This window comes from Erwinia sp. QL-Z3 (assembly GCF_004551645.1).
Classification (GTDB): domain Bacteria; phylum Pseudomonadota; class Gammaproteobacteria; order Enterobacterales; family Enterobacteriaceae; genus Erwinia; species Erwinia billingiae.
This window is the reverse complement of record NZ_CP037950.1, coordinates 2,355,927-2,375,001: the sequence shown is the minus strand read 5'-3', so window position 1 is coordinate 2,375,001 and position 19,075 is coordinate 2,355,927. Positions and strand designations below refer to the sequence as shown.

General features: G+C 53.7%; 18 protein-coding genes. 6 read left to right on the top strand and 12 right to left on the bottom strand.

Annotated features, from left to right (window positions below; all coding sequences use genetic code 11):
- Nucleotides 1-4 precede the first annotated feature (4 nt).
- The 7 genes from cdsA to rpsB form a co-directional block, all read right to left on the bottom strand.
- Nucleotides 5-862 carry a phosphatidate cytidylyltransferase gene (cdsA, locus tag E2F51_RS11455; RefSeq protein ID WP_013200850.1) on the bottom strand — a complete coding sequence of 286 codons (858 nt, stop codon included), beginning with the start codon at nucleotides 860-862 and terminating at the stop codon, nucleotides 5-7.
- 18 nt (nucleotides 863-880) lie between these two features.
- Nucleotides 881-1,636 (bottom strand): (2E,6E)-farnesyl-diphosphate-specific ditrans,polycis-undecaprenyl-diphosphate synthase, encoded by a 756-nt coding sequence (ispU, locus tag E2F51_RS11450; RefSeq protein ID WP_013200849.1) that lies wholly within the window; start codon nucleotides 1,634-1,636, stop codon nucleotides 881-883.
- Nucleotides 1,637-1,824: 188 nt separating this feature from the next.
- Nucleotides 1,825-3,027: a 1-deoxy-D-xylulose-5-phosphate reductoisomerase gene (gene ispC, locus E2F51_RS11445; protein ID WP_134823505.1), complete on the bottom strand. Its 1,203-nt coding sequence runs from the start codon at nucleotides 3,025-3,027 to the stop codon at nucleotides 1,825-1,827.
- A 140-nt stretch (nucleotides 3,028-3,167) separates the two neighbouring features.
- Entirely contained in the window at nucleotides 3,168-3,725 is a 558-nt protein-coding gene (frr, locus tag E2F51_RS11440; RefSeq protein WP_013200847.1) for a ribosome recycling factor, read from the bottom strand.
- Between the two features lie 137 nt (nucleotides 3,726-3,862).
- Nucleotides 3,863-4,588 carry a UMP kinase gene (pyrH, locus tag E2F51_RS11435; RefSeq protein ID WP_013200846.1) on the bottom strand — a complete coding sequence of 242 codons (726 nt, stop codon included), beginning with the start codon at nucleotides 4,586-4,588 and terminating at the stop codon, nucleotides 3,863-3,865.
- A gap of 154 nt (nucleotides 4,589-4,742) precedes the next feature.
- The gene (gene tsf, locus E2F51_RS11430) at nucleotides 4,743-5,594 is read right to left on the bottom strand and encodes a translation elongation factor Ts (RefSeq protein WP_013200845.1); all 852 of its coding nucleotides are present in this window, start codon (nucleotides 5,592-5,594) and stop codon (nucleotides 4,743-4,745) included.
- A 196-nt stretch (nucleotides 5,595-5,790) separates the two neighbouring features.
- Complete coding sequence (gene rpsB / locus E2F51_RS11425; RefSeq protein WP_013200844.1) at nucleotides 5,791-6,516, bottom strand: 30S ribosomal protein S2; 726 nt, start codon at nucleotides 6,514-6,516, stop codon at nucleotides 5,791-5,793.
- Nucleotides 6,517-6,848: 332 nt separating this feature from the next.
- Here rpsB and map point away from each other — a divergent pair, with 332 nt between their 5' ends.
- The 4 genes from map to E2F51_RS11405 all read left to right on the top strand — a co-directional run bounded on the left by map (nucleotide 6,849) and on the right by E2F51_RS11405 (nucleotide 12,069).
- Nucleotides 6,849-7,643 carry a type I methionyl aminopeptidase gene (gene map, locus E2F51_RS11420; RefSeq protein ID WP_053140142.1) on the top strand — a complete coding sequence of 265 codons (795 nt, stop codon included), beginning with the start codon at nucleotides 6,849-6,851 and terminating at the stop codon, nucleotides 7,641-7,643.
- Between the two features lie 123 nt (nucleotides 7,644-7,766).
- Nucleotides 7,767-10,412, top strand: a complete 2,646-nt coding sequence (gene glnD / locus E2F51_RS11415) for a bifunctional uridylyltransferase/uridylyl-removing protein GlnD (protein ID WP_013200842.1) — start codon at nucleotides 7,767-7,769, stop codon at nucleotides 10,410-10,412.
- Between the two features lie 114 nt (nucleotides 10,413-10,526).
- Nucleotides 10,527-11,351, top strand: a complete 825-nt coding sequence (gene dapD / locus E2F51_RS11410; RefSeq protein WP_013200841.1) for a 2,3,4,5-tetrahydropyridine-2,6-dicarboxylate N-succinyltransferase — start codon at nucleotides 10,527-10,529, stop codon at nucleotides 11,349-11,351.
- Nucleotides 11,352-11,676: 325 nt separating this feature from the next.
- A complete protein-coding gene (locus E2F51_RS11405; protein ID WP_013200840.1) occupies nucleotides 11,677-12,069 on the top strand; it encodes a DUF3461 family protein in 393 nt (130 codons plus the stop codon).
- Between the two features lie 132 nt (nucleotides 12,070-12,201).
- On the opposite strand, the gene E2F51_RS11400 is transcribed toward E2F51_RS11405, so the two are convergent.
- The 3 genes from E2F51_RS11400 to dgt all read right to left on the bottom strand — a co-directional run bounded on the left by E2F51_RS11400 (nucleotide 12,202) and on the right by dgt (nucleotide 16,641).
- Nucleotides 12,202-13,359 (bottom strand): CdaR family transcriptional regulator, encoded by a 1,158-nt coding sequence (locus E2F51_RS11400; RefSeq protein ID WP_013200839.1) that lies wholly within the window; start codon nucleotides 13,357-13,359, stop codon nucleotides 12,202-12,204.
- A gap of 173 nt (nucleotides 13,360-13,532) precedes the next feature.
- Nucleotides 13,533-14,990, bottom strand: a complete 1,458-nt coding sequence (gene degP / locus E2F51_RS11395) for a serine endoprotease DegP (RefSeq protein ID WP_013200838.1) — start codon at nucleotides 14,988-14,990, stop codon at nucleotides 13,533-13,535.
- 145 nt (nucleotides 14,991-15,135) lie between these two features.
- On the bottom strand, nucleotides 15,136-16,641 hold the full coding sequence (gene dgt / locus E2F51_RS11390; protein WP_053140755.1) for a dGTPase: 1,506 nt from the start codon (nucleotides 16,639-16,641) through the stop codon (nucleotides 15,136-15,138).
- Between the two features lie 120 nt (nucleotides 16,642-16,761).
- Here dgt and mtnN point away from each other — a divergent pair, with 120 nt between their 5' ends.
- The gene (gene mtnN / locus E2F51_RS11385; protein ID WP_013200836.1) at nucleotides 16,762-17,460 is read left to right on the top strand and encodes a 5'-methylthioadenosine/S-adenosylhomocysteine nucleosidase; all 699 of its coding nucleotides are present in this window, start codon (nucleotides 16,762-16,764) and stop codon (nucleotides 17,458-17,460) included.
- Nucleotides 17,453-18,250: a vitamin B12 ABC transporter substrate-binding protein BtuF gene (gene btuF / locus E2F51_RS11380; RefSeq protein ID WP_134823504.1), complete on the top strand. Its 798-nt coding sequence runs from the start codon at nucleotides 17,453-17,455 to the stop codon at nucleotides 18,248-18,250. Before mtnN ends, btuF begins: the two co-directional genes overlap by 8 nt.
- Before the next feature lie 50 nt (nucleotides 18,251-18,300).
- Here the strand turns inward: btuF and E2F51_RS23955 are convergent, their stop codons facing one another.
- Both E2F51_RS23955 and erpA read right to left on the bottom strand, forming a co-directional pair.
- The gene (locus E2F51_RS23955) at nucleotides 18,301-18,513 is read right to left on the bottom strand and encodes a hypothetical protein (RefSeq protein WP_157868005.1); all 213 of its coding nucleotides are present in this window, start codon (nucleotides 18,511-18,513) and stop codon (nucleotides 18,301-18,303) included.
- 167 nt (nucleotides 18,514-18,680) lie between these two features.
- Nucleotides 18,681-19,025 carry an iron-sulfur cluster insertion protein ErpA gene (gene erpA / locus E2F51_RS11370; RefSeq protein ID WP_041691911.1) on the bottom strand — a complete coding sequence of 115 codons (345 nt, stop codon included), beginning with the start codon at nucleotides 19,023-19,025 and terminating at the stop codon, nucleotides 18,681-18,683.
- Nucleotides 19,026-19,075 lie beyond the last annotated feature (50 nt).

Below are 19,075 nucleotides of genomic sequence, written 5' to 3'. Positions count from 1 at the left end.
TCCCTTATAGCGTCCCGAAAACCAGCAACAACAGGCAGGCGAACACAGGTACGGCTGCAGTCAGGCTGTCGATACGGTCAAGGATGCCCCCATGTCCGGGGATCAAATTACCACTGTCTTTAATGCCGGCTTCGCGCTTGAACATGCTCTCGGTTAAATCCCCTAACACCGAGGCCAGTGCGGCGACCAGTGAACAAACCAACAGGGTAACAGGCGAGATAGTCAGCGGCGCCCACAGGCCAAACAGCCAGGCAATCAGTGCAGACGTCAGCAGGCCACCAAAGAACCCTTCCCAGGTTTTCCCCGGTGAGACTTTAGGTGACAGCTTGTGTTTACCAAACAGGCGGCCAAACATGTAGGCACCAGAATCAGCGCCCCAGACCAGCAGCATCACGTACAGCAGCCACCAGGCACCGGCAAAATGGTCGGTATCGTAGTGATACTGGCGTAACGTCAGCATGCCCCAGAAGAACGGCACAATGGTCAGGACACCGAACAGCAGGCGAAGCGCTTTAGACGAGCGCCAAAACGAGGCCGAGCCGGGATAAGAGAGCACCAGCAGCAAGGCTACGATCCACCAACAAAGGGCGGCCCATAGCGAACCGGCAACCTGTGGCAGGTGTACCGAGTGCTGATAAGCAGGAAGAGTGAACATCATAAAGGCGAGCAGCAGTCCACACAGGACTGCCAGCCAGATGCGTTGCGAGCGGGTCGCGAAGCCCGCAAACTGTCCCCATTCCCAGGCGGCAAGCATGCATACCACCAGGGTCACAATGGCAAATCCAGGAGGCGGAAGCAGGAACAGCGCTGCAATCACAATCGGGATAAGTATAAACGCGGTAATCAGGCGAGACTTCAGCAAAGATTACCCCCAGTGCGCTTAAGCGCCGCCGGGTGCTGCACCGCCGAAGCGACGCTCTCGTTGTGCAAACGCATTCAGTGCACCTTCAAAGACTTGTTCATCAAAATCAGGCCAGAGAACATCGGTAAAAAAGAACTCTGCATAGGCAACCTGCCACAGCAAGAAGTTACTGATTCGATGCTCTCCCCCTGTCCTTATTACCAGATCCACGGGAGCCAGTTCATTGAGGCAGAGATACTGACCAAGGGTTTCTTCCTCGATCTGATCAGGACGGATAAGACCTTCCTGAACCTGCTCTGCTATTTTTCTGACGCCATGGATGATATCCCAACGTCCGCCATAATTCGCGGCAATGTTGAGGGTTAGTCCATTATTTTGTTGAGTAAGTTCCTCAGCGCGACGAATACGCTCCTGCAGACGGTCACTGAATCGGCCGATGTCGCCAATAATCCGCAGACGAACATTGTGCTTGTGCAGACTTTTCACTTCGCTGTCGAGTGCCCAGACGAACAGCTCCATCAAGGCCATGACTTCCTGTGGAGGACGGTTCCAGTTTTCGCTGCTGAATGCATAAAGCGTCAGCGCAGTGAGATTGTTGCTGACAGCAAAGCTCACCGCACGACGAACGGACTTCACTCCGGCTTTGTGGCCAGAGATACGCAATTTTCCACGGGTTTTGGCCCAACGGCCATTGCCATCCATGATGATGGCTACGTGACGGGGATTCTCCCCTTCTTGCAAGTCATCGGTTTTTAGTTGATTTTCGGACGACATAACGCGTAATTATTTCCTTTAATCAGAAATACAACGGCTTCTGAAATATCTTACCCGCTCGACGTAAGAAAACCGTGCTAAACACGGTTTGTATCCCCGCTACATCGCAACGAATTACTGAATTAGCGGCCGAAGACTATACCATCTCCGCCCTCGCCTCACAAATAGCGGCGCGCTAATTGTCTGAATTATCGGGCTTCAGAGAAGCGCGACAGCTGGGCCTGAGCAACCGCTCGTGCCTGTCTGTCAATCTCCAGCACCGCTTCAACGCTGTCCGGTTCTGCACAGGAAAGCGCCTCCAGCACGGCCAAATTGACCGCAGCAATATCGGTAAAGCGAATTTGCGAATCCAGAAACGCGGCAACCGCAGTTTCATTGGCCGCATTCAGCGTGGTGGTCGCCGCCTGTCCGGCAGAACAGGCGTCTATTGCCAGCTTCAGGCAGGGATAGCGAGCATAATCCGGCTCGGCGAAAGTCATCGCCCCCATGCGGGTGAAATCCAGTGGCTTCGCCCCGGACGGCACGCGCTGTGGCCAGGCCATCACATGCGCAATCGGTGTGCGCATGTCCGGCGATCCCAGCTGAGCCAGCACGCTGCCATCACGGTAACGCACCATCGAGTGGATCACCGACTGCGGATGCAGGATGACCTCCATCTGGGCATCGGTCGCATTAAACAGCCAGCGGGCTTCGATATATTCCAAACCTTTGTTCATCATGGTGGCGGAATCAACGGAGATTTTGCGCCCCATTGACCAGTTCGGATGCGCGCAGGCCTGATCGGGAGTCATACTCTTGAGCAGGTCCAACGGCGTGTCACGAAAAGGGCCACCCGACCCCGTGAGGATAATGCTATCAATGCCATTATCTTCCAGAGAAGCGTATCCTAACTGTTGCTGGAGGGAAGCAGGCAAACTCTGAAAAATGGCGTTGTGCTCGCTGTCGACGGGTAACAGCTGCGCTTTTGAGGCGCTGACCGCCTCCAGAAAAAGCTGGCCGCAGGTGACGAGCGACTCTTTATTCGCCAGAAGAACCTGTTTTCCGGCACGAATTGCGGCTAACGTAGGCAATAATCCTGCCGCACCGACGATTGCCGCCATAACCTGATCGACATCATCCAGCGCGGCCAGATCGCAGGCAGCCTGTTCGCCACTGAACACCTCGGTCGCCACATTCAAACTTTTCAGACGAAGTCGCAGGGCCGCTGCCGAGTGTTCATCGGACATTGAGGCATAGGCCGGACGGAAGGCCAGACACTGTTCAGCCATCAGCTCAACATTGTGGCCTGCGACCAGCGCCTTAACGGCAAACAGCTCTGGATTAGCCTGAACGACTGCCAGCGTGCTGGTGCCAATAGAGCCCGTTGAACCGAGGATGGTCAATTGCTTCATGAGGTTGCTCTGTGTCAACTCCGCCGCCAGGGAAAGCCTTTCCCTGCACGCCAGATAAGAGAATAAATGCAAAACGCCGCAAGACTGACCACTCCAAAGAACGGCAATCTGTACGGCGTTTCATCGGAACCATGACAGACTTAGAAGTCCATCAGCTCCGCTTCTTTTTCTGCCAGCGCAGTATCAATTTTCTTGATAAAGACGTCGGTCATTTTCTGAATGTCATCCTGTGAACGATGTTCATCATCTTCACTGATTTCTTTGTCTTTCAGCAGCGCTTTCACTTTGTCGTTCGCATCACGGCGAACGTTACGCACGGACACACGGCCCTGCTCTGCTTCACCACGAACGACTTTGATCAGGTCTTTACGACGCTCTTCAGTCAGGGCTGGCAGAGGAACACGGATATCGCTGCCCGCTGAACTTGGGTTAAGACCCAGGTCAGAAGTCATGATTGCCTTTTCAACAGCAGCACTGATAGAACGGTCAAACACGTTGATTTTCAGTGTGCGTGAATCTTCAACGGTCACGCTGGCCAGCTGGCGCAGAGGCGTTGAAGAACCATAATAGTCGACCATAATGCCGTCAAGAATGCTTGGCGAGGCGCGGCCAGTACGGATTTTGCTGATGTGGTTTTTGAATGCTTCGACGCATTTTTCCATGCGCGTTTCAGCATCTTTTCTGATTTCGTTAATCACGTTGGAACCCTTGGATTCTGGTTACCAGGCAGGCTCTGAACACAGAGCCCGTTTCAAAATAATCTATGACGATCCTGAGTGTAGCGTGCAACACGCCACAAAGGCAGAATATACCTTATTTTACGCAGCGACTGATATTATTGCGTAATCAGGGTGCCTTCTTTTTCGCCCATCACCACGCGGCGCAGCGCGCCAGGTTTGTTCATGTTGAACACGCGGATCGGCAGTTTGTGGTCACGGGCCAGCGTAAAGGCCGCAAGATCCATGACTTTCAGTTCTTTATCGAGCACGTCGGTGTAGCTGATCTGGTCGTACAGGGTCGCATCTGGATTCTTCACCGGATCGGCCGAGTAAACGCCATCCACTTTGGTGGCTTTCAGCACCACGTCAGCTTCAATTTCGATACCACGCAGGCAGGCTGCGGAGTCAGTGGTGAAGAACGGGTTACCGGTACCGGCGGAGAAGATCACCACGCGGTTGTTACGCAGCAGGCTGATTGCTTCTGCCCAGCTGTAATTATCGCACACGCCATTCAATGGGATTGCGGACATCAGGCGGGCATTCACATAGGCACGATGCAGAGCATCACGCATTGCCAGACCATTCATCACGGTCGCCAGCATGCCCATATGGTCGCCCACTACGCGGTTCATTCCAGCCTGCGCAAGACCCGCGCCACGGAACAGATTACCACCACCGATAACCACACCCACCTGAATGCCCAGTTCTACCAGTTCTTTCACTTCCTGAGCCATACGATCCAGCACGCTGGCATCAATGCCGAAGCCTTCGGCACCTTGCAGCGCTTCGCCACTCAGTTTAAGCAGAATACGTTGATATACAGGTTTTGCATTGGTCGCCATGGTGTATTTTCCCGAATGGTTTAATCGATGTGAGGAGTAAAATCTGGACTATCATCCTCTTAGCATCGGAGAAATGCTATTGGGATGAGACTGAAAATGGGTGGAACGAAAGACAGATAAAAAAGAACCGCCGATTGGCGGTTCTTATCGTTCATTAAGACTGCTTGGACATCGCCGCAACTTCTGCTGCGAAATCTGTTTCAGCTTTCTCAATGCCTTCGCCCACTTCAAAGCGGATGAAGTTAACAACGTCTGCGTTTTTCTCTTTCAGCAACTGGCCCACAGTTTTAGATGGGTCAATAACGAAAGGCTGGCCAGTCAGAGAAACTTCGCCGGTGAATTTCTTCATGCGGCCTTCAACCATTTTCTCTGCGATTTCTTTCGGCTTGCCAGACTGCATGGCGATGTCCAGCTGAACCTGGAACTCTTTCTCAACCACTTCAGCAGACACATCTTCAGGCTTAACGAATTCTGGCTTGCTGGCAGCAACGTGCATTGCCAGCTGCTTAACCAGCTCTTCGTCAGCGCCGGTAGCGGCGATCAGAACACCGATGCGAGCACCGTGCAGGTAGCTACCCAGCACATCGCCTTCCAGGATGGAAACGCGACGGATGTTGATGTTTTCACCGATTTTAGCAACCAGTGCAACGCGCTCTTCTTCGAACTGGGCTTTCAGCACTTCAACGTCAGTGATTTTGCCTGCAGCAGCAGCGTCCAGCACTTTGTCAGCAAAGGCCTGGAAACCACCGTCTTTCGCAACGAAGTCAGTCTGGCAGTTTACTTCCAGAATCACGCCGAAGTTGCCTTCGATTTTGGTTTTGATCACGCCATCAGCAGCAACGTTGCCTGCTTTCTTAGCAGCTTTGATCGCGCCAGATTTACGCATGTTCTCGATCGCCAGCTCGATGTCGCCGTCAGCTTCAGTCAACGCTTTTTTGCAATCCATCATGCCAGCAGCAGTACGCTCGCGCAGTTCTTTTACCAGAGCAGCGGTAATAGCAGCCATTCTATAATCCTCGGTTAGCTTGCATCGGTCAGCGAGAGCCTGAGAGGTTCGCCACTGATGCCTGGTCTCGGGAGAAACATTCTGCCCCGCCGTAATCATAACCGGCAAAGCGAATTCGAATAAAATAAAGGGGCCAATGCAGGCCCCTTACAGATTAACATCTGACGTCTAAGGGCTCTCGGGAGAGCGATCCTTATTACTCAGCTTCGGCGAATTTTTCTTCAGCCTGCTGAGCCAGGTCCTGAGAGCGACCTTCACGTACAGTAGTCGCTACTGCAGTCAGGTACAGGCTCACAGCACGGATTGCATCGTCATTACCAGGAATGATGAAGTCAACGCCGTCTGGATCAGAGTTGGTATCAACGATAGCAAAGACTGGGATACCCAGGTTGTTTGCTTCTTTGATAGCGATGTGTTCGTGGTCAGCGTCAACAACGAACAGTGCGTCAGGCAGGCCGCCCATGTCTTTGATACCGCCCAGGCTATTTTCCAGCTTGGCCAGTTCGCGAGTACGCATCAGCGCTTCTTTCTTGGTCAGTTTATCGAAGGTACCGTCCTGAGACTGGATTTCCAGGTCTTTCAGACGTTTGATGGACTGACGAACGGTTTTCCAGTTAGTCAGCATGCCACCCAACCAGCGATGGTTTACGAAGAACTGATCGCAGCTCAACGCAGACTCTTTTACTGATTCGCTTGCAGCGCGCTTAGTACCAACGATCAGGATCTTACCTTTACGGGAAGCGATCTTGTTCAGTTCAGCCAGAGCTTCGTTGAACATTGGTACAGTTTTCTCAAGGTTGATGATGTGAACCTTGTTACGAGCACCGAAGATGAATGGCTTCATTTTCGGGTTCCAGTAACGGGTCTGGTGACCGAAGTGTACACCGGCCTTGAGCATGTCGCGCATGGAAACAGTTGCCATGATTACCTCTATAGAATGATTTGGGGTTAAGCCTCCATGTATCCCATACAACCGACCCGGCAGACTGCTTACGCAGGCGTTCAGGCACCCCGGAGTATGTGTCGATACATGTGTGTTATTTACACATAATGAGAGTTATGCGTTTCCCTGTAGAACTTCCCTACAGAGAATCGTCGGCGCGCTTTATACCACAAAGCGCCCTGTGAAGCCAAGTTTTGTTAGCAACAGCCCACCCTGACACAAACTGCAATTGGCAGAGCAAGGGTGGGCTGCTACCATTGCTGCACTTCCTTTATTATTGTCGAAAATAGCGACAACTGCGGACAAAATTGATGGCAATTACAATTAAAACCCCTGAAGAAATCGAAAAAATGCGCGTGGCGGGCCGTCTGGCTGCTGAAGTGCTGGAAATGATTGAAGAACACGTGAAGCCGGGCATCAGCACCGGTGAACTGGATCGCATTTGTAATGATTACATCGTCAATACGCAGAAAGCGATCTCAGCCAGCCTGGGCTATCACGGCTTCCCAAAATCTGTCTGTATCTCGATTAATGAAGTGGTTTGCCACGGCATCCCTAGCGACGAGCGCATTCTGAAAGATGGCGATATCGTCAATATCGACGTCACGGTGATCAAAGATGAGTATCACGGCGACACCTCAAAGATGTTTATCGCCGGCAAACCAACCATCCAGGGTGAGCGCCTGTGCCGCATCACTCAGGAGAGCCTGTATCTGGCGCTGCGGATGGTAAAACCGGGCATTCGCCTGCGGACCATTGGCCGTGAAATCCAGAAGTTTGTCGAAGCTCAGGACTTCTCCGTGGTGCGCGAATATTGCGGTCACGGCATCGGTAAAGGCTTCCATGAAGAGCCACAGGTACTGCATTACGATGCGGATGACGGCGGCGTGGTGCTTCAGGCCGGTATGGCGTTTACCATCGAACCGATGGTTAATGCCGGTGATTACCGCATTCGCAGCATGAAAGATGGCTGGACGGTAAAAACCAAAGATCGCAGCCTGTCGGCGCAGTACGAGCACACCATCGTGGTGACGGAAAACGGCTGTGAAATTATGACACTGCGCAAAGATGACACCATTCCCGCCATCCTGACGCACGACGAGTAACCGCTCGTTAAATAAAAAAACCGGCTGAGGCCGGTTTTTTTTGATCTCAGGCTGGTGCTGGCGCTATTGTCAGTGTTGATTTTTCCTATTCTGACTCGCAGAGCATTTAGCAGGAGCACTGGCGTGACCAAAACCCTCAAGGATTACAAGAAGTCTGGCTCCCCTGCCCACTGGGCTGATGCGGAGTTGACCCGCGAATCCCTCAAACAACACCTTGAGCAATTTCATCAGCTGCTGGCCATCGAGTTTGATGCTGGCGCAGAGGTGGAAGCGCTGATTGACGCACGCACACTGTTTATTGACCGCCTGTTGCGACGCCTGTGGCGCTTTTATGGCTTCCCGGAAAAGGACGGCATCGCGTTAGTGGCAGTCGGTGGCTATGGTCGTGGTGAACTGCACCCGCTTTCCGATATTGATGTGTTGATCCTCAGCCGCCTGCCGCTCTCCGAACAGGATGCCCAACGCACCAGCGAATTACTGACGCTGATGTGGGATTTGAAGCTGGAAGTCGGCCACAGCGTGCGCACGCTGGAAGAGTGTCTGCTGGAAGGTCTGTCCGATCTGACGGTGGCCACTAACCTGATTGAGTCCCGCATGTTGACTGGCGACGTGGCGCTGTTCCTCGAGCTGCAAAAGAACGTCTTCAGCGATGGCTTCTGGCCGTCTGACCGCTTCTTTGCCGCCAAAATTGAGGAGCAGCAGGAGCGCCACCTGCGCTATCACGGCACCAGCTATAACCTCGAACCCGACATCAAAAGCAGCCCCGGTGGCCTGCGCGACATTCATACCCTGCTGTGGGTGGCCCGCCGCCATTTCGGCGCCACCTCGCTGGATGAGATGGTCGGTTTTGGCTTCCTGACCGACGTGGAGCGTAATGAGCTTAACGAGTGCCAGACGTTCCTGTGGCGCATCCGTTTTGCCCTGCATCTGACGCTGCCGCGCTACGACAACCGCCTGTTGTTCGATCGTCAGCTGACCGTGGCTCAACGCCTGAATTATCAGGGCGAGGTGAATGAGCCGGTCGAACGGATGATGAAGGATTTTTACCGCGTCACCCGCCGCATCAGCGAGCTCAACCATATGCTGTTGCAGCTGTTTGATGAGGCGATTCTGGCGCTGGGCACCGATGAAAAACCCCGCGCCATTGACCATGAGTTCCAGGTCCGTGGATCGCTGATCGATTTGATTGATGAAACGCTGTTCGCCCGCGAGCCGGAAGCAATCATGCGGATGTTCTACGTCATGGTGCGTACGCAAAGTATCACCGGCATCTATTCAACGACGCTGCGCCAGCTCAGGCATGCGCGTCGCCATTTGAAGGAGCCGCTGTGTAACATTCCGGAAGCGCGTCAGCTGTTCCTTGCCATCCTGCGTCATCCGGGAGCCGTCAGCCGGGCGCTGGTGCCGATGCATCGCCACAGCGTGCTGTGGGCGTATATGCCGCAGTGGGCCAACATTGTCGGACAGATGCAATTCGATCTGTTCCATGCCTATACCGTTGATGAACACACCATTCGCGTGCTGCAAAAGCTGGAAAGTTTCGCCAGTGAAGCCACGCGTCCTCGTCATCCGCTGTGTGTTGAGATTTGGCCGCGCCTGCCACAGGTTGAACTGCTGCTGATGGCCGCGCTGTTCCACGATATTGCGAAAGGACGTGGCGGCGATCACTCCATTCTCGGGGCGCAGGATGCGCTGGAATTTGCCGAACTCCACGGGCTTAATTCCCGTGAAACCCAGCTGGTCGCCTGGCTGGTTCGCCATCATCTGCTGATGTCCGTCACCGCTCAGCGTCGGGATATTCAGGATCCGACCGAGATCCAGCAATTTGCCGAAGTGATGCAGAATGAGAATCGCCTGCGTTACCTGGCTTGCCTGACCGTTGCCGATATTTGCGCCACTAACGAAAACCTGTGGAACAGCTGGAAACAGAGCCTGCTGCGCGAACTGTTTTTCGCCACCGAGAAACAGCTGCGTCGGGGTATGGAGAACAGCCCTGACCTGCGTGAACGGGTACGTCATCACCGGTTGCAGGCGCTGGCGCTGCTGCGGATGGACAATATCGATGAGCAGGCGTTAAACCATATCTGGGGACGCTGCCGTGCCGACTATTTCCTGCGTCACACGCCAAACCAGCTGGCGTGGCACGCGCGCCATCTGATGAATCACGATCTGACCAAACCGCTGGTGCTGGTCAGCCCGCAGGCAACCCGAGGCGGCACGGAGATCTTTATCTGGAGTCCGGATCGCCCATACCTGTTTGCCACGGTAGCCGGAGAACTGGACCGACGGAACCTCAGCGTGCATGACGCGCAGATCTTCACCAGCCGTGATGGCATGGCGATGGACACCTTTATCGTTCTGGAACCGGATGGCAGTCCGCTGGCTGCCGATCGCCATGAAATGATCCGCCAGGCGCTGGAGCAATCCATCAGTCAGACCAGCTGGCAGTCACCGCGTCCGCGCCGCCAGTCATCCCGGCTCAAGCATTTCAGTGTCGATACTGAAGCCAAATTTTTACCGACCCATACCGATCGCCGAACCTATATGGAACTGATCGCGCTGGATCAACCTGGGCTGCTTGCCAGAGTGGGTGAAGTGTTCGCCGATCTCGGTGTTTCGCTGCACGGCGCACGCATCAGCACCATTGGCGAACGCGTCGAGGATTTGTTTATTCTGGCGAACAGCGAACGTCGTGCCCTGAGTCCGGAATTGCGTGAAGTGTTGCAACAACGGTTGACAGAGGCCCTTAATCCAAACGATAAAGTGTGACCCAGATTTAATTTTTAACACGCCTTGTGGGGCAGAGTGAGCGGATTCGGCCAGCCGAAAACCGCGCAACCTTCCCGCACCTGGAACACGATTTGACACAGGAAATCTGAATTAATGCAACAATTACAGAATGTTATTGAGAGCGCTTTCGAGCGTCGCGCTGAGATCACCCCCGCTAACGCCGACACCGTCACCCGCGAAGCGGTCAGCCAGGTTATCGCCCTGCTGGACAGCGGTGCCTTGCGTGTCGCAGAAAAGATCGACGGTCAGTGGGTGACGCATCAGTGGCTGAAGAAAGCCGTGCTGCTCTCGTTCCGCATCAATGACAATCAGGTGATTGACGGTGCAGAAAGCCGTTTCTACGACAAAGTTCCGATGAAGTTTGCTGACTACGATGAAGCGCGCTTCAAGAAAGAAGGTTTCCGCGTTGTGCCACCCGCCGCCGTGCGTCAGGGTGCCTATATCGCCCGTAACACCGTGCTGATGCCGTCTTACGTCAATATCGGTGCGTATGTTGATGAAGGCTCAATGGTGGATACCTGGGCGACCGTGGGTTCTTGTGCGCAGATTGGTAAAAACGTTCACCTGTCTGGCGGCGTGGGCATCGGTGGCGTACTTGAGCCACTGCAGGCTAACCCAACCATCATCGAAGATAACTGCTTTATCGGCGCGCGCTCAGAAGTGGTTGAAGGCGTGATCGTTGAAGAAGGCGCGGTGATCTCCATGGGCGTGTACCTCGGCCAGAGCACCAAAATCTACGATCGCGAAACCGGTGAAGTGACCTATGGCCGCGTGCCAGCAGGTTCTGTTGTCGTTTCAGGTAACCTGCCTTCGAAAGACGGCAGCTACAGCCTGTACTGTGCGGTTATCGTGAAGAAAGTGGACGCGAAAACCCGCGCGAAAGTCGGCATCAATGAGCTGCTGCGCACCATCGACTAACGTCATCCGGGCCACCTTCAGTGGCCCGTAATCTTTTCTTTACACTTCCCCCGACAACTACCTGTTTCGCGCATCGAAATAACTGATGCTATTGCGCAACAACTGAGCGATAATCCGCGCCGTTAAGCGCACAGACGCTCCCCCATCGCCTCCAGATTTCACAGTTTTCACCTTGAGTACGGGATGAGCGAGCTCAGCAAAGACATCGCGACCAGGCACTGCCACCGCAGCGTACATGCAGTACGCAAGTACAGGCATGCAGGGTTAACGCAGGATTTGTAACGCGCAGCCGAATCGACAATCTCCCGCAAAGGAACACGACATTATGTATGACAATCTGAAAGGTCTGGGCATCTCTTCTCCTGACGACATCGACCGTTACAGCCTGCGTCAGGAAGCCAGCAACGACATCCTGAAAATCTATTTCCGTAAGGATAAAGGCGAGTTCTTTGCCAAAAGCGTGAAGTTTAAATACCCACGTCAGCGCAAAACCGTGGTGGCCGATAACGCCAGCCAGGGTTACAAAGAAATTCAGGAAATCAGCCCGAACCTGCGTTATGTGATTGATGAGCTGGACCAGATTTGTCAGCGCGACCAGGTTGAAGTGGATCTGAAACGTAAAATTCTGGAAGACCTGCGCCATCTGGAGCACGTGGTTTCCAACAAAATCAGCGAGATCGAATCCGATCTGGAAAAGCTGACCCGCAGCGGCCGTTAATTACCGGTAATCTGCAACAGAAAGGCGGAGATCACTCCGCCATTTTTTATGCCTGAAATATTCCCTTCCGCAGTATCCCTACGCGTCACGTCGCAACGTCTTTCGCTTAATCCTTCCCTGCCCTTCCCTCACTCAAGGCTGTTCATCAAGCTGCAGCGCAACATACAACAGCAAGCGGTCGTCAAAATTACTCAGGTTAAGCCCGGTCAGCTCAGAGATGCGGTTCAGACGGTATTCCAGCGTATTACGGTGGATATACAACGCTTTAGCGGTCGCCGACGGCTGGACGTTATTGCTGAACCAGGAAATCAGCGTTCTTCGCAGCAATCCATTGTTGTCCATCGACTTGAGTTTCGCCAGCGGCAAAGAAAGTTCATTGGCCTGCCAGCCTCCACGCAGGCTGTCGAGCAGTACCGGTAACACCAGGTCCTGATAGAAATAGCTGCGTTGCTCGGGCATCCGCTGCTTGCCCACCACCATGGTGGTATGCGCGGTACGGTACGAACGGGCGATACTGCCCGGCCCGGTGAAGAAATTCCCTAAGGCGATACGCATCCGCAGATGGCCACTTTCGGTCATGCGTGACTGTAGCAGCTCCACCCGCTTGCGGTGATCGTCGGCGTCATAGCGGCCATGGGCGTTAAACGCCGGTTTGAGCACTACCATTTCGGTCAGGGAAACTATGGCAATCAGATTGTCCCTTTCGGGCGTGGTCAGCAGCGTTTGCAGCTGCTGCAGTTCCGACATTGCGCTGTCTACGCCCAGCTGGCCACTGTCCACTTCAACGACCGCCACAACCCGGGGTTGGTTAAGGTCGATGCGAAGACGCTGCGCCCATTCCACCAGCGCGGGCGACAGCGTGTCGCTGCGGATCAGGTTCAGCACCAGCTCTTCTCGCAGACGGCTGTCCTGCGCCAGCATATGCAGCAGGCGGGCCTGTTCCAGCATCATTTCCGCGGTCATGCAGACCAGCTCGCCATAATGCCTTAAGGTTTCTGGCGCGCCGGTGAGACCGATGACGCCAACAATATCGCCGTCGATGCGCATCGGCAGATTGATGCCGGGCCGAACGCCGTGCAGATGTTTCGCCACGCCTTCGTCGATATCCACCACGCGCGCCTGCGATAACGCCAGCAGCGCGCCTTCGTGCATTTCACCAATACGTTCGCGGTCACCGCTGCCGATGATCCGGCCACGCGCATCCATCACATTGACATTGCTGTCAATAATTTGCATGGTGCGGGCGACAATGTCCTGTGCCAGGCGGGCATCGAGATGATAGGTAGCCATTCACTGCTCCTGAAAAGCGTTATTCAGTCAGCATACCTGTGCAATACCGACGGTACATTGTGCATCTGCACTAAGCGGCGTTTAGTCTGTGAAAATTGCGGGGAGCATCACAAAGAGAAGGGATTAACGCGGGCATAAAGCGGTGCCGGCGACGGTCGCCGGCACCTGAGGGTTTACTGCATCAGCAGGTAGATTGTGCTGTCACCACGCTGAATATTCAGCGCCAGTACTGAAGGTTTGGTATCGAGGATCTTGCGCAGTTCGCCAAGATTCGCAATCGCCTGTTGGTTAACGCCGAGGATCACATCGTCCTTCTTCAGACCAATGCGTGCAGCGGCAGAGCCGGCCTTCACGTTATCGACCTTAACGCCTTTGGTGCCCTTCTCGTCAAAGTTGCTCAGATCGGCGCCTTCAATGCCGGTGTAGATCGTTGCCGATTCCACTTTGGTCTGAGTACTTTGCTGAAGCTCAACGTTCACCGTCACCGGCTTACCGTCACGGATCAAGCCCAGCGACATTTTGGTGCCCACCGGCAGCGATCCAATCTGCGCACGCAGTGCGGAGAAGCTGGAGATCTGCTTACCGTTGATCGACGTCACCACGTCACCCGCCTTCACGCCCGCTTTAGAAGCGGAAGAGTTCGGCAGAACCTGGCTGACAAACGCCCCACGCTGGGCATCGACATTCATCGCCTTCGCCAGCTCGGAGTTCAGCTCGGTACCCATGATGCCCAGCTCGCCGCGTTTCACCTGGCCATATTCAACCATCTGCGCGGTCAGGTTTTTCACCATGGTACTTGGGATAGCGAAGCCAATGCCGATGTTGCCGCCGTCCGGTGCGAGGATCGCGGTATTGATACCGATCAGTTCACCGTTAAGGTTGACCAGCGCGCCGCCGGAGTTACCCCGGTTGATTGCGGCATCGGTCTGAATAAAGTTTTCGTAGTTTTCAACGTTAAGGCCGCTGCGTCCTAATGCAGAAACGATCCCGGAGGTGACCGTTTCACCCAGTCCATACGGGTTACCGATCGCCACGGTGTAGTCGCCCACACGCAGATCGTCAGAATCAGCAATCTTAATGGCCGTCAGGTTTTTGGCATCTTTTAGCTGGATTAACGCAATATCTGAACTTGGATCTTTGCCGATGACTTTCGCATCATATTTGCGGCCGTCGCTCAGCTGAACCTGGATTTTGGTAGCATTGTTGACCACATGATTATTGGTCACGACATAGCCTTTCGCGGCATCAATCACCACTCCCGAGCCCAGCGCACGGAATTTCTCCTGCTGGGTTCCGGCTCCGCCCTGATCCTGGCCCTGGTCTTGTCCCTGGCCCTGCGCACCGCCGCCCTGACACATCGGAGAGCTCTGGAATGGCGAGCCGTCCTGACAGAATGGCGAGTTATCACCGAAGAACTGCTGGAACTGTTGTGGCATACGCGGCGTTTTCACCGTGGTACTGCCTTCAACATTGATGCTCACAACGGAGGGCATCACTTTTTCGAGCATCGGAGCCAGGCTTGGCAGCTGCTGGCTGGAGGAAGAAGCGGTTTCGGCTGCGGAAGCAACCAGCGGGGTCATCGCCATTCCCAGGCTCAGAGCCAACGCGCTTGCTAAAAGTGTTTTTTTCATGCGTCTGTTTCTCTAGTGTCCAATTATGCAACCATTGCTGTGGTCGTGATGATGAGATTCACGTTTTAACGCTAAGTTCATGAAAAAGTTTCAGCCAAAGGTAAATATTTATTCTCTGGCTTTACAATTCAACCGGGCGTAAACGTTATTCCACCGCCATCAGGCGGCGATACTCATCCCATGCATATAAATCCGTCATTCCGCTGACGTAATCCTGCAGCATTCTCGCCCGGTAATAATATTCCCAGATAGCGATATCGCCCGCGCGATTATCCAGACGACCCACGGCCTCACTATATGCCAGACGAAAGCGCGTCGACAATTTATGGAAAAGGCGTGTCTCAATCGGATAGCCTTTTAAGTAATCTTTTTCGATCAGTTCGGCAAATTCGTCCTGACTCAGCATCAGTAAAGGGTGATAAATATCCAACAGCCCTTTGATCACCCGATAGCCTTGCAGCTCGAGCTGTTCAACGTCAGGATGGTTAAATACATGACGAAAGGCAACTTTTTTGAAAATTTCCAGTAACTGACTCTGGGCATTCCCATCTTCCAGCAGTGCGCCATTGAATTTCCCGTCAAAGACTTCCGGCAAATTATCAATAAAGCGGCTGGCCGCATGTGGCACCAGGCGGGAAACCGTATTCACCCGCAAATACATAAAGAACTGATCTTCACTGCTGCGGCTGGTTTGGGAACTTCTGGATTTATCCAGCGCGTTGGTTACCACTAGATTGAATAAATCATTCGGCTTGTGGCTCGGCCATAATGCATATAAGTGCTCGTAAAGTTGCTCAACGCTGAAAATGTTTTTTTCAACCGCATCTTCAAGATCGGCCACGCAATAAGAGATATCGTCCGCGGCTTCCATGATATAGGTCAATGGAAAGCGACAGTGCGGTTGAAGATCCAGTTCTTTGCGTAATCTGGCGACGTATTCTGCTTCCGCCAGATAATATCCCGGTTTTTTCATCAGATAATCGTGGCCTGGCGGAATTTTTCCTCTGTGCCACGCCGGACGGGTATATTTCAAAATACAGCCCACCTGTGCCCAGGTCAGGTTCATTCTTAACAGCGAATGCACCATGCGGATCGCCTGCGCATTCCCCTCAAACTGGGATAAATCTTGACGAATCTTTGCACGAAGATCGTTAAAGCCATCGGTTTGATAGCGCAGGACTTCCGGCTCACAACGGTCTGCGCGATCGTCTGGCGGGAGAAAATCGTTATCCATCCGCTGACGGAACCAGTCATTGATCGCCGATTCACCAAAATGGCCGAAAGGCGGATTGCCGATATCGTGCATCAGGCAGGCCATTTCAACGATGCTTTCAAACGGACCGGTTAGCTGATCCAGACCGTAATTTTCCAGCTGTCCTGACTCTTTCAGACGGGTCAGGATCTCTTTGGCGATATAGCGTCCAACCTGTTGCACTTCAAGGGAATGAGTCAACCTTGAGCGAACGGCGGCATTGCGTTCAAGCGGGAAAACCTGGGTCTTCTGCTGCAAGCGGCGGATAGCCGCCGAATTGATAATGCGCCCGCGGTCGCTCTCAAAAATACGCAGAATCTCATGCTCGTCTTTCATTCCCTGCATCGGGCGATAACGGCGCTGATAATTGATCTTTTTTCTGAAGTCGATTTCGGTCATGCCTGCTTCCCGTTGTCCGGCACCAGATTCAAGCCTGGTACGCGTGATGCCTTTCATCCTGCCATGATAGACTATGCGCCGAAACCACAGATTAATTCCACAACATTAGCGAGTATCCCTATGAAAGCAGGCATTATTGGTGCAATGGAGCAGGAAGTGACTCTGCTGCGCGACAAGATTGAAAACCGTCAAACGCTGACGCTGGCAGGCTGCGAAATTTATACCGGGACGCTCAATGGCGTTGAGGTTGCGCTGCTGAAATCGGGCATCGGTAAAGTCTCTGCCGCGCTCGGAACGACCTTGCTGCTGCAACTCTGCAAACCCGATTTTATTATCAACACCGGCTCTGCGGGTGGGCTGGCGCCATCACTGAAAGTGGGCGACATCGTGGTGTCGGATGAAGTGCGTTATCACGATGCGGATGTGACTGCTTTTGGCTATGCGCCAGGTCAGATGGCGGGTTGCCCGGCGGCCTTCACTGCGGATGCAAAACTGATCGAAGCGGCTGAAGCCTGTATTAAACAACTCGGCCTGCACGCGGTTCGTGGTCTGGTGGTCAGTGGTGATGCGTTCATTAATGGTGCTGAACCGCTGGCGCGCATTCGCTCTACCTTCCCAGATGCTATCGGTGTCGAAATGGAAGCCACGGCGATTGCCCATGTCTGCCATCAGTTCGACGTGCCGTTTGTAGTGGTTCGTGCCATTTCCGACGTGGCCGATCAAGAATCGCACCTGAGCTTTGATGAATTCCTGGTGGTCGCGGCAAAACAATCCTCTCTGATGGTAGAAACCCTGCTGACCAATTTGTCACGTGGCTAAGCGTTTCTTCGCCTGTCTGCTGCTGCTGGCCTGTTTTGCCACAGCAGCGGCATCGCCCCGGGTGGTCACCCTGGCCCCCAACCTGACAGAACTGGCGTTCGCTGCCGGGATTACCCCAGTTGGCGTCAGCGCCTGGTCCGATTATCCGCCTGCCGCGACGCACATTGAGCAAGTGGCAAACTGGCAGGGCATTAATACCGAACGCATTCTGGCCCTCAAGCCTGATGTGGTGCTGGCCTGGCGCAGCGGCAACCCCAGCCGTCAGGTGGATCAACTCAGCGCCTTTGGCGTCAAAGTCGTGTGGATTGACGCCACCCGCGTTTCTGAAGTAATAGCCAACCTGCGGCAGCTTAAGAACTGGAGCCCCGATCCGGCGAAGGCCAATGCGGCCGCGGATAGTCTGCTTCATCAGCAGCAAACCCTGAGCCGTCGCTATGCTGGCCTGCCAAAGAAGAAGGTATTTTTACAGTTTGGTCAGCATCCTCTGTTCACCGCCTCGGGCAGAACGGTGCAGAATGAGATTTTGCAGCTGTGTGGTGGGGAGAATATCTTTGCTGACAGTCGGGTCGCCTGGCCGCAGGTGAGCCGCGAGCAGGTGCTGATGCGTAAACCCGACGTCATTGTGACGGGAGGAGAGGCAACGCCCGCAGAAGTCGAAAACTTCTGGCGTCCGCAATTAACGGTACCGGTGATTATTGTTAATGATGACTGGTTCAGTCGCCCCGGACCCCGTATTATGCTGGCAGCTCAACAATTGTGCAGCCAACTGCATCCAGAGCAAAAACCCTGAAACCTTAAAAACCGCATCAAAGCCGGTTAAAGTTTCAACAAAATTTGTCGTTAATCAAATAACGAGGCGGCGAAATATTTTATTCTCGCTGCCCAATTTTTAGGCGAAAGCCCTGATTTTTCTTCACCAGGAAAGAACATACAATGAAAGCCGTTTATCTGGCCCTTGGCCTTATGATGGCTGGTCATGCCTGTGCTGCGTCCATAACGGGCAGCATTGGGGTCAAACTGACCATTTACTCGCAATGTCACATTGACGGGCAAAGCACGACACCAGCAAACTCACCCTCAGTAAACTGCGGCCAGCAGCTATCGGCCCAGCCAAAAGTGACTGAAACGGTACTCTCTGCAAAGAGTCGGGACCGGGAAGCGTCGAAGTTGATTACGGTAGAATGGTAGGAACCCCGGCTTAAGCCGCCGGGGCAACATCATCAGATGCTGAACGAAGAACCACAGCCGCAGGTGGTTTTCGCGTTCGGGTTGGTCACAATAAACCGGGAGCCTTCAAGGCCTTCGGTGTAATCGACTGCGCCGCCAACCAGATACTGCAGACTCATCGGGTCTACAACCAGCGACACGCCCGCTTTCTCAATGGTCATATCGCCATCGTTGATCTTATCATCGAAGGTAAAGCCGTACTGGAAACCGCTGCAGCCACCACCGGTGATATACACACGCAGTTTCAAATCCGGGTTCTCTTCGTCTGAAATCAGATTTTTGACTTTACTGGCCGCTGCTTCAGTAAACTGCAGGGGCAGAGCTATATCGTCACTCATTTAATACTCCAGTATGCATTCAGGCGGTTGCCTGCCAGGTCATAAATCGA